11 protein-coding genes are annotated in these 13,040 nt (G+C 65.6%); 3 read left to right on the forward strand and 8 right to left on the reverse strand.

Annotation, left to right across the window (positions count from 1 at the left end):
• Window positions 1-34: 34 nt before the first annotated feature.
• From EDL96_RS09410 to EDL96_RS09430, 5 genes are all read right to left on the reverse strand, one after another.
• The gene (locus EDL96_RS09410; protein WP_123825537.1) at window positions 35-1,696 is read right to left on the reverse strand and encodes a dipeptide ABC transporter ATP-binding protein; all 1,662 of its coding nucleotides are present in this window, start codon (window positions 1,694-1,696) and stop codon (window positions 35-37) included.
• The gene (locus tag EDL96_RS09415; RefSeq protein WP_123825538.1) at window positions 1,693-2,649 is read right to left on the reverse strand and encodes an ABC transporter permease; all 957 of its coding nucleotides are present in this window, start codon (window positions 2,647-2,649) and stop codon (window positions 1,693-1,695) included. Before EDL96_RS09415 ends, EDL96_RS09410 begins: the two co-directional genes overlap by 4 nt.
• Window positions 2,642-3,568 (reverse strand): ABC transporter permease, encoded by a 927-nt coding sequence (locus tag EDL96_RS09420; RefSeq protein ID WP_123825539.1) that lies wholly within the window; start codon window positions 3,566-3,568, stop codon window positions 2,642-2,644. The genes EDL96_RS09415 and EDL96_RS09420 overlap by 8 nt, the downstream gene beginning before the upstream one ends.
• Window positions 3,569-3,745: 177 nt before the next feature.
• A complete protein-coding gene (locus EDL96_RS09425; RefSeq protein WP_325049548.1) occupies window positions 3,746-5,254 on the reverse strand; it encodes a peptide ABC transporter substrate-binding protein in 1,509 nt (502 codons plus the stop codon).
• Between the two features lie 383 nt (window positions 5,255-5,637).
• Window positions 5,638-6,348 (reverse strand): maleylpyruvate isomerase family mycothiol-dependent enzyme, encoded by a 711-nt coding sequence (locus EDL96_RS09430; protein WP_123825541.1) that lies wholly within the window; start codon window positions 6,346-6,348, stop codon window positions 5,638-5,640.
• A gap of 125 nt (window positions 6,349-6,473) precedes the next feature.
• On the opposite strand from EDL96_RS09430, the gene EDL96_RS09435 reads away from it, so the two are divergent.
• On the forward strand, window positions 6,474-7,133 hold the full coding sequence (locus tag EDL96_RS09435; protein ID WP_456073102.1) for an NYN domain-containing protein: 660 nt from the start codon (window positions 6,474-6,476) through the stop codon (window positions 7,131-7,133).
• 8 nt (window positions 7,134-7,141) lie between these two features.
• Window positions 7,142-8,059: a zinc transporter ZupT gene (gene zupT / locus EDL96_RS09440; protein WP_325049549.1), complete on the forward strand. Its 918-nt coding sequence runs from the start codon at window positions 7,142-7,144 to the stop codon at window positions 8,057-8,059.
• A gap of 8 nt (window positions 8,060-8,067) precedes the next feature.
• Here zupT and EDL96_RS09445 read toward each other — a convergent pair whose 3' ends face one another.
• Window positions 8,068-8,475 (reverse strand): phage holin family protein, encoded by a 408-nt coding sequence (locus EDL96_RS09445; RefSeq protein ID WP_123825542.1) that lies wholly within the window; start codon window positions 8,473-8,475, stop codon window positions 8,068-8,070.
• Window positions 8,476-8,697: 222 nt separating this feature from the next.
• Here EDL96_RS09445 and EDL96_RS09450 point away from each other — a divergent pair, with 222 nt between their 5' ends.
• On the forward strand, window positions 8,698-10,920 hold the full coding sequence (locus tag EDL96_RS09450) for an NADP-dependent isocitrate dehydrogenase (protein WP_123825543.1): 2,223 nt from the start codon (window positions 8,698-8,700) through the stop codon (window positions 10,918-10,920).
• A gap of 131 nt (window positions 10,921-11,051) precedes the next feature.
• Here the strand turns inward: EDL96_RS09450 and EDL96_RS09455 are convergent, their stop codons facing one another.
• Together EDL96_RS09455 and EDL96_RS09460 are read right to left on the reverse strand one after the other, a co-directional pair.
• Window positions 11,052-11,555 carry a LapA family protein gene (locus EDL96_RS09455; protein ID WP_123825544.1) on the reverse strand — a complete coding sequence of 168 codons (504 nt, stop codon included), beginning with the start codon at window positions 11,553-11,555 and terminating at the stop codon, window positions 11,052-11,054.
• Between the two features lie 172 nt (window positions 11,556-11,727).
• Window positions 11,728-12,939 (reverse strand): patatin-like phospholipase family protein, encoded by a 1,212-nt coding sequence (locus EDL96_RS09460; RefSeq protein WP_123825545.1) that lies wholly within the window; start codon window positions 12,937-12,939, stop codon window positions 11,728-11,730.
• Window positions 12,940-13,040 lie beyond the last annotated feature (101 nt).

Below are 13,040 nucleotides of genomic sequence, written 5' to 3' on the forward strand. Positions count from 1 at the left end.
TAACGGAGGTCTCGGCGAGTCTCAGGCGGAGCGGTCAGGCCGTTTCCAGGAGGTCCTTGCCCGGGATCGCGTCCAGCAGGTGCTTGGTGTAGTCCTGCTGCGGGTTCTCGAAGACATCCTCCACGGAACCCACCTCCACCAGGCGCCCGGATTCCATGACGCAGACGTCGTGGGCGATCTCGCGCACCACGGCCAGGTCGTGCGTGATGAACAGGTAGGTCAGGCCCAGATCCTCCTGCAACTGACCCAGCAGCTTGAGCACCTGGTCCTGGACCAGCACGTCCAGGGCGGAGACCGCCTCGTCACAGACCACGATCTCCGGGTCCAGGGCGAGCGCGCGGGCGATGGCCACGCGCTGCCGCTGCCCACCCGAGAGTTCGCTCGGATACCGGTCCCCCAGCTGGCGCGGCAAGGCCACACGGTCCAGGAGGTCATGGACCTTCTGGCGCCGGGACGCGACGTCACCAACCTTGTGGACCCGCAGCGGTTCCTCGATCGTGCGGAACACGCTGCGCATGGGGTCCAGGGACCCGTACGGGTTCTGGAAGATCGGCTGGACACGACGACGGAAGTCGAACCACTCCTTGCCGGACTGGGTGGAGATGTCCCGGCCGTTGACCTCGATGGTCCCGGAGGTGATGTCCTCCAGGCCCAGCAGCATTTTGGCGACGGTGGACTTGCCGGAGCCGGACTCGCCCACGATCGCCGTCGTGTGGCCCTTGCGGATCCCGAAACTCACCTGGTCCACGGCGCGGAACTGCGTGGAACGGCCCCAGGAGCCGCGGATCTTGTACTCCTTGACCAGGTCCTTGATGCTGACGATCTCGTCCGCGGCCGCGCCCTCGTCCTCCGCCCCGATGTCCTCTGGGGTCAGCGACGGCACGGCGCGCACCAGTTCCTGCGTGTACGGGTGCTGCGGATTCTGCAACAGCGCCTGCGCCGGCCCGGACTCGACCACGCGTCCCTTCTGCATCACGACGACGCGGTCGGCGCGTTCCGCGGCCAGCCCCAGGTCGTGGGTGATCAGCAGGACCGACGTGCCCTTCTCGTCCGTGAGCCGGTCCAGGTGGTTGAGGATCTGCTTCTGGACGGTGACGTCCAGGGCCGAGGTGGGTTCGTCAGCGATGAGCAGTTTGGGGTCGCAGGCCAGACCGATCGCGATCAGCGCGCGCTGCCGCATGCCGCCCGAGAACTCGTGCGGGTACTGGTTCATGCGCTGTTCGGCGTCCGAGAGTCCAGCGTCCTTGAGCGCCTGCGCCACATCCGCGTCGGTCGAGGGCAGGCCGTTGGCCTTGAGGGTCTCGCGGACCTGGAAACCGATCTTCCAGACGGGGTTGAGGTTGGACATGGGGTCCTGGGGAACCATGCCGATCTCCCGCCCGCGCAGGGCTTCCAGGCGCTTGCGCGACGGGTGGGTGATGTCCTCGCCGTCGAAGAAGATCTGACCTTCGGACACCCGGCCGTTGGACGGGAGCAGCCCCATCGCGGCCAGCGCCGAAGTGGACTTTCCGGAGCCGGACTCCCCCACGATCGCCACGGTCTCGCCTGGCATCACGGTGATGGTGGTGTCCTTGACGGCTTCCACGTCGCCCGTGGTGGTCTTGAACGTGATGCCGACGTTGCGCAGTTCCAGCAGGGGTGTGCGCTCGGTCGCTCCGGCGGTCTCCGGGGTTTCAACTCGAGTGGAGGTGCTCATTGGGTACGTCCCTTCGGGTCCAGGGCATCGCGCAGTGCGTCACCGAGCATCATGAAGCTCAGCACCGTGACGGAGAGCATGAGTGAGGGCCACAGCAGCGCCTCCGGGTTGGTGCGCAGCTGGGGTTGGGCCGCGGAGATGTCGTGTCCCCAGGACAGCATCGACGGCGGAAGCCCGATGCCCAGGAAGGACAACGTGGCCTCGGCGACGATGAAGATGCCCAGGGAGATCGTGGCGATCACGATGATCGGACCGGCGGCGTTCGGCAGGACGTGCTTGAAGAGGATGGACAACTTGCCCATGCCGAGCGATCGAGCCGCCGTGATGAACTCCGCGTGCCGGACTTCGAGCACGGCACTTCGGGTGATGCGGGCCATCTGGGGCCATCCGAAGACGGTCAGCACGATGGCCAACGTGACGATCCCGGCGTTCTGCCGCATGACCGGAACGGACATGAGGACGATCGCACCCAGGATCAGCGGGATCGCGAAGAAGATGTCCATGACGCGGGAGATGATCGCGTCCACCCAGCCGCCGAAGAAGCCGGCCAGGCCGCCCACGATCACGCCCAGGACAAGGACACCCAGGGTGGCGCCGAACCCGACCAGCACCGAGGCTCGGGCCCCGTGGACCACGCGGGCGTAGATGTCGCAGCCCTGGTTGGTGAAACCCAACGGGTGCCCGTCCGTGGGTGACCCGTTGGCGTTGGAGAGCATGCAGTTGCTGTTCGGGGACGCGGAGGTGAAAACCCCCGGGAACGCGACGACGAACAGCACAAAGAGCATGAGCAAGGCTGAAATGATGAAGATCGGGTTCTTGCGCAGAGACTTCCAGGCGTCGCGCCACAAGTTGCTGGGCTTGGCGTCAAGCTGGTTCTCGATCCCGGCGCGGCCCTGATCTTCCAGGACCGGGGCCACGAAGTGTTCGGTGACGGTTTTCTGTGGCTCAGGCATAACGGATCCTCGGGTCGAGCACGGCGTAGAGCAGGTCCACCAGCAGGTTGGCCAGCACGAACACGATCACGATCAACGTGACCAGGGAGACGACCATGGCGCCGTCACCCAGGTTGATCGCGCGGTAGAGCTGATTGCCGATGCCGTTGATGTTGAAGATGCGTTCGGTCACGATCGCCCCGCCCATCAGCGCGCCCAGGTCGGCACCCAGGAAGGTCACCACCGGGATCATCGAGTTGCGCAGCACGTGAACGTTGATCACCCGTCGTCGGGAAAGTCCCTTGGCCGTGGCCGTCCGCACGTGGTCGGCGTCGCGGGTCTCCGCGACCGAGTTGCGGGTCAGGCGCAGAACATAAGCCAGCGAGATGCCGCCGAGCACCATGCCCGGCAGCAACAAGTCGGTCAGCGGAGCACCGCTGCCCACCGTGGGACTGGTCCACCCAAGCTTGATGCCGAACACGAACTGGGAGACGAAGCCCAGGACGAACACCGGGATGGAGATCAGGATCAGGGAGAAGAACAGCAGCCCGGAGTCGTACCAGGTGCCCTTGCGCAGTCCCGCGATGAGCCCGAGCAGGACGCCGAAGATCGCTTCGAAGATCACGGCGATGATCGCGAGCTTGACGGTGTTGGGGAACGTGTCCGCGATGACGGAGAGAATCGGACGTCCGGAGAAGTTCTTGCCCAGGTCCAGGGTGAAAACGCCCTTGAGGTAGAGCAGGAACTGGACGATGAACGGCTGGTCCAGGTTGTACTGGGCCTCGAGCGCCGCCTTGGTGGCGTCCGTGCAGCCACGATCACCGCACAGCGCGGCGGTGGGATCGCCGGAGGTGGCGAACATCAGGAAGTAGACGATGAAGATGGCCCCGAAGAACACGGGGATCATCTGCAAAATGCGTCGGATGAGATACCAGGCCATGTCAGGCGGCACCCCCTGAAGCGTTCGGGCGCGATGGCGCCGGTGTGGTGGTTGGCATGGTGGAAGGACTCCTGCGAACGGGATGGTCGGGCTGGCTCGTGGATGTGAGCTCCCGGACCTGGGCAAAGCGGGACCGGGCCGCCCGCCGTGATCGACGGCGCGCGGCCCGGTCGGGGGTCAGGCCTGGGTGACGACGGCGTAGTCGATCTCGCCGTTCCAGGTCAGCTTGACGTCGTTGACATTCTCGCTCCATCCGAAGGTGCGGGCCGGGTAGTACAGCGGCACAGCCGGAATGTCCTCGAGCAGCATCTCGTCAGCCTCGATGAAGGCCTTGTTCGCGTCCTCCACAGTTTCGGCTTCGAGGCCTTCCTTGAGCTTCTTGTCGAACTCGGGGTTCTCATACTTGGGATCGTTGGAGGATCCCCCGGTGGCGAACTGCGCGGAGAGGAAGTTGTACATGGAGGGGTAGTCCGCCATCCAGCCGGACCGGAATGCTGAGGTCAACTCACCGGCGTTGGCCTCGGTCCGCAGCTCTTTGAAGGTCGCGTAGGACTTGCCTTGCGCCTCGATCCCCAGGGCGTTCTTGATCATGTTGCACACGGCGTCCACCCATTCCTGGTGGCCACCGTCCGCGTTGTAGGCCAGCTCGAAGGGCTTGCCGTTGTATTTCTCGATCTCGTCGGCCTGATCCCAGAGTTCCTTGGCCTTCTTGGCGTCGAACTCCACGAACTCCTGGTTCTTGAAGGACTCCGGGAATCCTTCGACGGCGGGCGAGGTGAAGTCCTTGGCGGGAGTGCCCTGCTTGATGACCTGGTCGATGAGTTCCTCGCGGTTGATCGACAGGGAGATGGCCTGACGACGCAGCTTCCCGGCTTCCCCCGACCAGCCCTCCAGGTAGTACGGGATACCGAAGGTGTAGTTGCCCGCGTACTCCACCTGGTCCGTGCGCCCGGAGAGGTCGTCCTCACGCACGTCCATGCTGGACGGCGGGATCTGGTCCAGGATGTCCAGGTTCCCGGAGATGAGATCCGAGTATGCGCCTTCCGCGGACTGGTACAGCTTGAAGGTCAGGGCATCCAGCTGCGCCGGCTGTGAACCGTCGTAGTCCTCGTTCTTGACCAGGCGGATCTCTTCGTTGTGCGACCAGGCACCCTCGCCGTCCATCTTGAAGGGTCCCCATCCCACGGGGTTCTCGCCGAAGGCCTCCATATCCTCGAAGGCCGACGCGGGAAGCGGCACGTAGGTGTGATAGCCCAGGCGGTTCGGGAAGGTGATGTCGGCCTGGGAGAGTTCGACCTCGAAGGTCGTGTCGTCGACGACCTTGAGACCCTCCATCTCGTCCTCCTCCGAGCCCTCGGCGGAGACCTTGTCGTAGCCCTTGATGACCTCGAAGAAGTACGAACCCTGCTGCGCGTTCTTGGCCGCAGCGGCGTAGTTCCAAGCGTCCACGAAGCTCTGGGAGGTGATGTCCTCCCCGTTGGTGAACTTCTTGCCTCCCTTGATCTTGATGGTCCAGTTGATGTTGTCCTCGGACTCGATCGACTCGGCCAACTCGTTGACGGGCTGGGCATCCTCGTCGTAGGAGATCAGTCCTTTGAAGATCAACTCGACAGGTCGCCCACCGCCCTGTTCAGTGGTGTTGGACGGGATCAGCGGGTTCTCCGGCTCGACGCTGAACGCAGTCACCGTACCTCCCCCTTCACCACCACCTCCGCCGCCCCCGCAGGCGGACAGTGCAACGGCTGCGGCCGAGGAGAGCGCAACGGTTCCGAGTAGACGGCGGCGAGACAACAGAGGGTTCATGGTGACCTCCAGGATCGGGAGAACCGAGCAGCCTTGGATGTGATCTGGGCCATACTCGGCGGTAACGCTGCACAGATTAACAGCAAACAAACAGCATGAGACTCCGCGTCCCAGTAAATCTCGTGTCCGATCTGTTACGCGCAGGTAACAAATCTCTTGACCTCACCCCCATGACTCGATCGGTATACATGGGAACGGGCCCCAACTCCGATGAGTTGGGGCCCGTTCCCTCGTGTACGGGGGGTGCATGCTTGATACGGAATCGGTCACCACCGGGGCAACTCGGGCGCCACCGCTCCTTCCGGCAAGTAGATCGCCGAGTCGTCACCGCGGGCCAGCCAGGCAAGGACACCTTCCCGGTCTCCCTCGACCCGCAGGGCGCCGTCGCCGATGACCCACTCGTCCCGCTCGTCGGTCAAGATCGTCATCCCCGGGGCTTCCTTGACCCGCATGGTCCGCACCGCGGATTCCACTGCGTTCAGCAGCGAGTCGGGATCCGCCTCCTCGACCTCCCACTGCGTGTCCAGGTCGGCGTGATGGACCACGATCTCCGCGATCAGCACGGCCGGCAACGACGTCGCGGCGAAGGTCTTGGGGCCGATCGCAATCTCCTGGGCCGCCAGGTCCCCGCGCAGGCGCTGCCCGTTCTCCAGGAAGAATTGGGCGGCAGCTCGCGCCTCGACCTTGAGCTCCGTCCTGGGCAGGGCCGCGGTCTCGGCGATGAGGGCGGCACGCTCCTCCGGGCTGTCGTACGGCTTCTGCTCGTCGCCGGTCTCGGCCCAGTCGATCAGACGCACCAGACGGCGGGACAGCACCGCGACGTGTGCGACCACGTCGGCGCGGGTCCAGCCCTCGCACAGGGAGGCACGATCGAATTCGTCGTCGTGGAAGGACTCGACGGTGGAAAGGTACTGCTCCACCTCCCTGCTCAGACGGGCGAGATCGGACTGCAGACGTGCGGGGCTGTGCTCACTCATGCACCAAACCCTAGCCCGCGATTGTGACCCACCACACCGGGTATTTCCCTGGTTCCGGACCCTGAGCGAATGAGTTCCCGGACGATATGAGTGCGCCCCGGTCGGTCTCCCGTAGGCTCATGGTCATGAATGCGCAAGATCCCGCCTTTGCAGAACGAGTGGGCCCCGCTGACGCCTCCCTGTCCGCCGACCAAGACCGTCAAGCGGCTTCCGGTGAGCGGGTGACCTACCTGGTGGTCGACGGTGAGAACATCGACGCCACCTTGGGCATGTCCCTGCTGGAACGCAAGCCGCGACCTGAGGAGCGGCCGCGGTGGGAACGCGTGATGCAGGGGGCTCGTAAGCTGTGGGATCCCGGATCGGGGCGCAAGACCAAGGGGCTGTTCTTCCTCAACGGGTCCAACGGGCACCTTCCCTTCAGCTTCGTGGCCGCACTGCGGGGGTTCGACTACCAGGTGGTGCCCCTGTCCGGCCCTGCCCGGGTCAAGGTCGTGGACGTGGGTATCCAGCGCACCCTGGACGCCATCCTGGAACAGGGCCACGGCGACGTCGTCCTGGCCACCCATGACATCGATTTCCTGGACCAGCTGCGTGCGCTGCTCGCCGACGACCGGCGCGTGGCTGTTCTGTGCTTCCGGGAACTGCTCTCCGCGGGTCTGCACGAACTCGAGGAACAGGGGCTGCAGATCGTTGACCTCGAGGACGACTTCCAGGCCTTCAACGCGCCCTTGCCGCGCCTACGCATCATCGAGCTGGACTCCTTCGACCCCACGCGCTACCTGTAATCCCGGTGGTGGGCACGATCTTCGCGGTTGCACCTGCCGCGCTGCCGGTGGCCCTGCGCGCTGGGGATCTGCCGGGCACGGTGACAGTCGCGTTCACCCTGACCCTTCTGGCGGGCCTGGCGACTGGCCTGGGCGGGCTGGTGGCCTTCGTCGCCCACCACACCAACACCCGGTTCCTGGCCGTGAGTTTGGGGTTCTCTGCCGGGGTCATGCTCTACGTCTCGTTCGTGGAGATCGTGCCCAAGGCGCAGGACCACCTGCTCAAGGACCTGGGCGCCGGGCCGGCGTCCTGGGGCCTTGTGGGCGGATTCTTCGGTGGCATCGCGGTCATCGCTGCGATCGACCGCTTGGTCCCCGCGCACTCGAACCCGCACGAGTTCACGCACTCCACCGAAGACATCCACACACCCGAGGGCGGTTTGCGCCCCGGAGCCGCGGGGGCCCGGCCACGACCGAAGACCTCGGTTCGTGAGCAGGCCCTGCTCCGGATGGGGCTGCTCACCGCGGTGGCCATCGGCATCCACAACTTCCCGGAAGGCTTCGCCACGTTCATGACGGGTCTGGCCGACCCGACCCTGGCCCTGCCGATAGCCGTGGCCATTGCACTGCACAACATCCCCGAGGGAATTGCCGTGGCGGTCCCGGTCTTCCAGGCCACGGGTTCACGGTCCAAGGCACTCGTGCTGGCGGTCGTCTCCGGCCTGGCGGAGCCCATCGGCGCGGTGCTGGGTTACACCGTTCTGCGGCCGTGGCTCACGGAGACCCTGTTCGGCGTCGTCTTCGCGGCGGTGGCCGGCATCATGGTCTTCATCTCACTGGACAAACTGCTCCCCACCTCGGAGAAGTACGGCGGTCACCACCTCTCCGTCTACGGGGTGGTCGCGGGAATGGCCGTCATGGCGGTCAGCCTGGTGCTGCTGGTCTGACCGATCGGTCACCAGCCGCGTTCGATCGGGGGCTCCGGGCGATGAGGCCGTTCACGGGGTTCGAAGATCCCCAGCACCAGGCTCACCACGGAAATCACCAGGGAGCCCAGAACCGCTGCAGGCCAGAACCCGTCCACGTGCCAGGCTCCGCCGAAGACGCCCATGATCCAGGACGCAGCCAGCAGCATGAGCGCGTTGATGACGATCAGGAACAGACCGAAACTCAGGATCACCAGGCACCCGGTGAGAAATGTGAACACAGGTTTCACGACGACGTTGAGCGCACCCAGGACAGCTGCGACGACGACGATCGCCACCACCTGGGCACTCACGGAGGTGTCCGTGATGGAGATGCCGGGCACCACGTAGGTGGCAACGGCCACGGCCAGGGCGTTGACGAGCCAGCGCCAGATCATGGGAACCTCCGGAACGGGGAACGGGCGGGACGGGCGTTCCGCACTGTGTCTCGGACAATTCTGTACCAGGTCACTCACAACCAGGCCAGAACAGGCTGGGGAGCGCCTGACGGGAGGGCGTTCGCAGACCCGGATCGGGTAGGTTTGACCCCGGATCGCATCCCGATCTGGGGATGCAACCGAAGGACGCATGACGTCGCACACGAGGGAGTATCGACTCATATGCCGAAGATCATCTGGACCAAGACCGACGAAGCCCCGTTGATGGCCACCTATTCGTTCAAGCCGATCGTGGAGGCATTCGCCACCGCGGCCGGCGTCGAGGTGGAGACCCGGGACATTTCGTTGGCGGGGCGCATCGTCGCCCAGTTCCCCGAGCGCCTGACGGAGGATCAGCGCATCGGCGACGCCCTGACCGAGCTCGGTGAGCTGGCCAAGACTCCCGAAGCCAACATCGTCAAGCTGCCGAACATCTCCGCCTCGGTCCCGCAGCTCAAGGCCGCCGTCAAGGAACTGCAGTCCCAGGGCTACGACCTCCCCGACTACCCCGAGGACCCTCAGACCGACGAGGAGCGCGACACCCGCGCCCGGTACGACAAGGTCAAGGGCTCGGCCGTCAACCCGGTGCTGCGTGAGGGCAACTCGGACCGCCGCGCTCCCAAGGCCGTCAAGAACTACGCCAAGAAGAACCCGCACCGTATGGGTGCGTGGACGGCGGATTCCAAGACAAACGTGGCCACCATGGGCGTCGACGACTTCCGCTCCAACGAGCAGTCCGTGGTCCTGCCCGCCGACGACACGCTTCAGATCCGTCTCCGCGAGACCTCCGGTGAGACCACGGTGCTCAAGGAATCGATCCCCGTCCTGGCCGGCGAGGTCGTGGACGCGACCTTCATGTCCGCCAAGGCACTGGACGCCTTCTTGGAGCAGCAGATTGCACGTGCCAAGGACGAGGGCGTGCTGTTCTCCGTGCACCTCAAGGCCACCATGATGAAGGTCTCCGACCCCATCATCTTCGGCCACGTGGTCAAGGCGTTCTTCCCCGAGGTCTTCGACCAGTACGGCGTGCAGCTGGCCGCGGCCGGGCTCTCCCCCAATGACGGTCTGGGTGCCATCCTCTCCGGTCTGGGTGAGCTCTCCGAGGACGACGCCACGGCCGTGCGCGCCGGGATCGAGAAGGGCCTGGCCGAAGGCCCGGCACTGGCCTACGTCAACTCCGCCAAGGGCATCACCAACCTGCACGTGCCCTCGGACGTGATCGTGGACGCCTCGATGCCCGCCATGATCCGGACCTCCGGTCACATGTGGACCAAGGACGACACCGAGGCCGACACCCTGGCGGTGCTCCCGGATTCCTCCTACGCGGGTGTGTACCAGGCCGTGATCGACGACTGCCGCGCCAACGGCGCCTATGACCCGACCACCATGGGCACCGTTCCCAACGTCGGTCTCATGGCGCAGAAGGCAGAGGAGTACGGCTCCCACGACAAGACCTTCGAGATTCCGGCCAACGGCGTGGTCGAGGTACTCAACGCCGCCGGTGAGGTCCTGCTGTCCCACAACGTGGAGGCCGGTGACATCTGGCGTGCCTGCCAGACCAAGGACGCCCCCATCAAGGACTGGGTGCAGCTGGCCGTGCGTCGTTCCCGTGAATCCGGCATGCCCGCCGTGTTCTGGTTGGACGAGTCCCGCGCCCACGACCGCAACCTCATCGAGAAGATCAACACCTACCTGGCCGACGAGAACACGGATGGGTTGGACATCCGCATCCTCTCCCCCGTGGAAGCCACCAAGCTCTCCATCGAGCGCATCCGCCGCGGCGAGGACACCATCTCCGTGACCGGCAACGTACTGCGTGACTACCTCACGGACCTGTTCCCGATCCTGGAACTGGGGACTTCGGCCAAGATGCTGTCCATCGTGCCGCTCATGAACGGCGGCGGCCTGTTCGAGACGGGCGCCGGCGGCTCCGCACCCAAGCACGTCCAGCAGCTGGTCGAGGAGAACCACCTGCGGTGGGACTCCCTGGGTGAGTTCCTGGCCCTGGCCGCCTCTTTCGAGCACCTGGCCTCGCGTTACGACAACGCCCGCGCGCAGGTGCTGGCCGACGCCCTGGACGCGGCCACCGGTCGCTTCCTGGACGAGAACAAGTCCCCGTCCCGCAAGGCCGGGGAGATCGACAACCGCGGTTCGCACTTCTACCTGGCGCTCTACTGGGCCCAGGAGCTTGCGGAGCAGACGCAGGACGCCGAGCTCGCCGCGGCGTTCAAGGACGTCGCCGCCGAGCTGACGGAGAACGAGCAGACCATTGCGCAGGAGTTGCTTGCTGTTCAGGGCTCCCCCGCGGACATCGGCGGCTACTACCAGCCCGTCGACGACAAGGCGTTCGCCGTCATGCGCCCGTCGAACACCTTCAACCAGGTGATCGACGGCATGAAGGGCTGATCACCCCGCAGACGTGAAGGCGCCCCGCACGAATCATTTCCTGCGGGGCGCCTTCACGTCTGCGGCCGGACCCGGGTCTGTCACGGGATCCGAGTCGACCGACTCTCGGGTCGTCCTCGGCCCGCGTGGGTTCAGCGCAGAGTGCGACGGATGGTCTCGCGTTCCTTCTCCAACTTGTGCACCCGGCGGGAGAGCACTGCCAGACGGATGGACCCCACAAGCGCGGTGATCAATGCACCGGCGATGGCCGCCAACAGCATGGCAACGCCCAGCGGGAGCGCGAACTCCCAGGACATGTAGGCGATCTGGATGTCCTTCATGTTCTGCAGGACGAAGACCAACAGCAGAATCAGGATGATCAGGCCGATGATCAGCGCGAACCAGGTGGCGCCGCTGACACCGCTCTTGGAGCGGCCGTCCAGCTTGGGGTCCAGCGCGGGGCGGCGGTCCTGGTGGCGGTCGCCGTCCTGAGCCGGTGCCTGGCGGGCGGGCTCGGCGTCGGCGGTCCGATCCGTCTGATAGTTCTGGTCGTTCTGGTGGGGCTGCGCGCTCTGCGGCGACTGCGCGTTCCGCGGTGCCTGCGGATCGGTCCAGGGGGTGTCGCCGGACGTGGTGTTTTCGGGGTTCTGGGACATGTCGAACTCCTTGATCGGTGGTGGTCGATGCGGTCTGTCAACACCTGCGGTGACAGGTGAGTTCGGAAGCCAGCCCTGACTTCCCGATATATCGCTCGTGACATCACTAGTGTGAGCCATCGCCCGAGGTGGCTCGTGCGTTGTCCAATCTACGCGTGTCCCCGCCCCGGGCTCACAGCCCGGCTCTGTCCAAAGCCTCCTTGGCCAGGGCGCGTCCCGTGGCAATGACGCGCGCCGCTTGATCGAAATCGAAGGTCGCGCAGGTGTCTGCCGGGACGGAGACCAGGACATCGGGTGGTTGGATCGCGATGCGGGGCTTTTCGATGGCGGCCTGCATGATCTCCAGGGACGTCAGCATCATGTCCACCGTGGAGAGGTCCTTGGGCAGGGACGCGAATTGTTCGTTCCACTCCGCCGACTTCCGCGGCCCGCGAGCCTTGGCCTCCCGCCCGCGTTCCTCCGGTGTGCGTGACTTGCGGACCCCGGTGGATTGCTTCCACGGTTGGGCCACACGCTCCCGCCACCAGCCCGCCACGGCACCCGGCACGGCCGCCGCCTCGGAGGTGGCTGCGGTGGCTTCCGGCAGCAACAGGTCATCCACGATCTCGGCCCGGGTCTCTGATTCGGCGACCACCTCAGCGGCTGCCTCCTGGGCGGCTTGGGCAGCACGTCCTGGATCCGCCGCCGGTTCCTCGCGCCGAGACGGTGGTTCGGACACGGGGTGCGCCACCCCCTTGGTGACGCTCTGCTCGCGATCGCGGGGATCGACGTCGTCGGGCAGGTTCCCGGTGTCGGACCCCGCCTGATCCGCGCCCGCGGCCTGAGGTTCGACGCCGAAACGGTCGCGGCCGAACAGGGACACCGCCACCGTTGCATCCGAGATGAAGTGTGAGGAGGCATCCAAAGGAAGCGGATTCAGGATGCCGCCGTCGGCCAGCAACCGGTCCCGGAACGCCACCGGAGTGATGGCCGTGGGGATGGCGATCGAGGCGCGAATCGCGGTCAGCAGGGGTCCGTCGTGGAACCACACCTCCCGGTGATTCGTCAGATCCGTGGCCACAGCGGTGTACGGAATCGGAAGGTCTTCGATCCTGACGTCCCCGATCATGCCGTGCAGGCGGTCCATGAGGCGGTCGGTCTTGAACAGGCCCGGGCCGCTGACGGTGATGTCGGCCAGCCGGAAGACGTCGGTCCGCCGCAACGTAAGTGCGAAATCCCGGAACTCGTCCAAGGCACCCGCCGCGTACAGTCCGCCGATCAGCGACCCCATGGAGCATCCGGCCACGGAGACGATGCGGTGACCTCGGTCGAGCAGCTCGTCAATCACACCGATGTGCGCGTAACCGCGGGCACCACCCGACCCCAGTACCAAGGCGATGTCCACGGGCCCTCCTCCGACCGGAGTCGGTGCTCCGGCGCTGCGTTGCCAGTTCTCGGTTCGGTGACTTCTGTGTTCGTCCGTTCAGTCTCTCACCGGGAGCAGAC

The sequence above is a fragment of the Kocuria soli genome (assembly GCF_003797835.1).
Taxonomy (GTDB): domain Bacteria; phylum Actinomycetota; class Actinomycetes; order Actinomycetales; family Micrococcaceae; genus Kocuria; species Kocuria soli.

Excerpts from the sequence above, each read along its gene's own strand:
- EDL96_RS09410 (WP_123825537.1), bottom strand. The coding sequence starts at position 1,696 with ATGAGCACCTCCACTCGAGTTGAAACCCCGGAGACCGCCGGAGCGACC.
- EDL96_RS09415 (WP_123825538.1), bottom strand. The coding sequence starts at position 2,649 with ATGCCTGAGCCACAGAAAACCGTCACCGAACACTTCGTGGCCCCGGTC.
- EDL96_RS09420 (WP_123825539.1), bottom strand. The coding sequence starts at position 3,568 with ATGGCCTGGTATCTCATCCGACGCATTTTGCAGATGATCCCCGTGTTC.
- EDL96_RS09430 (WP_123825541.1), bottom strand. The coding sequence starts at position 6,348 with ATGAGTGAGCACAGCCCCGCACGTCTGCAGTCCGATCTCGCCCGTCTG.
- EDL96_RS09435 (WP_456073102.1), top strand. The coding sequence starts at position 6,474 with ATGAATGCGCAAGATCCCGCCTTTGCAGAACGAGTGGGCCCCGCTGAC.
- EDL96_RS09445 (WP_123825542.1), bottom strand. The coding sequence starts at position 8,475 with ATGATCTGGCGCTGGCTCGTCAACGCCCTGGCCGTGGCCGTTGCCACC.
- EDL96_RS09450 (WP_123825543.1), top strand. The coding sequence starts at position 8,698 with ATGCCGAAGATCATCTGGACCAAGACCGACGAAGCCCCGTTGATGGCC.
- EDL96_RS09455 (WP_123825544.1), bottom strand. The coding sequence starts at position 11,555 with ATGTCCCAGAACCCCGAAAACACCACGTCCGGCGACACCCCCTGGACC.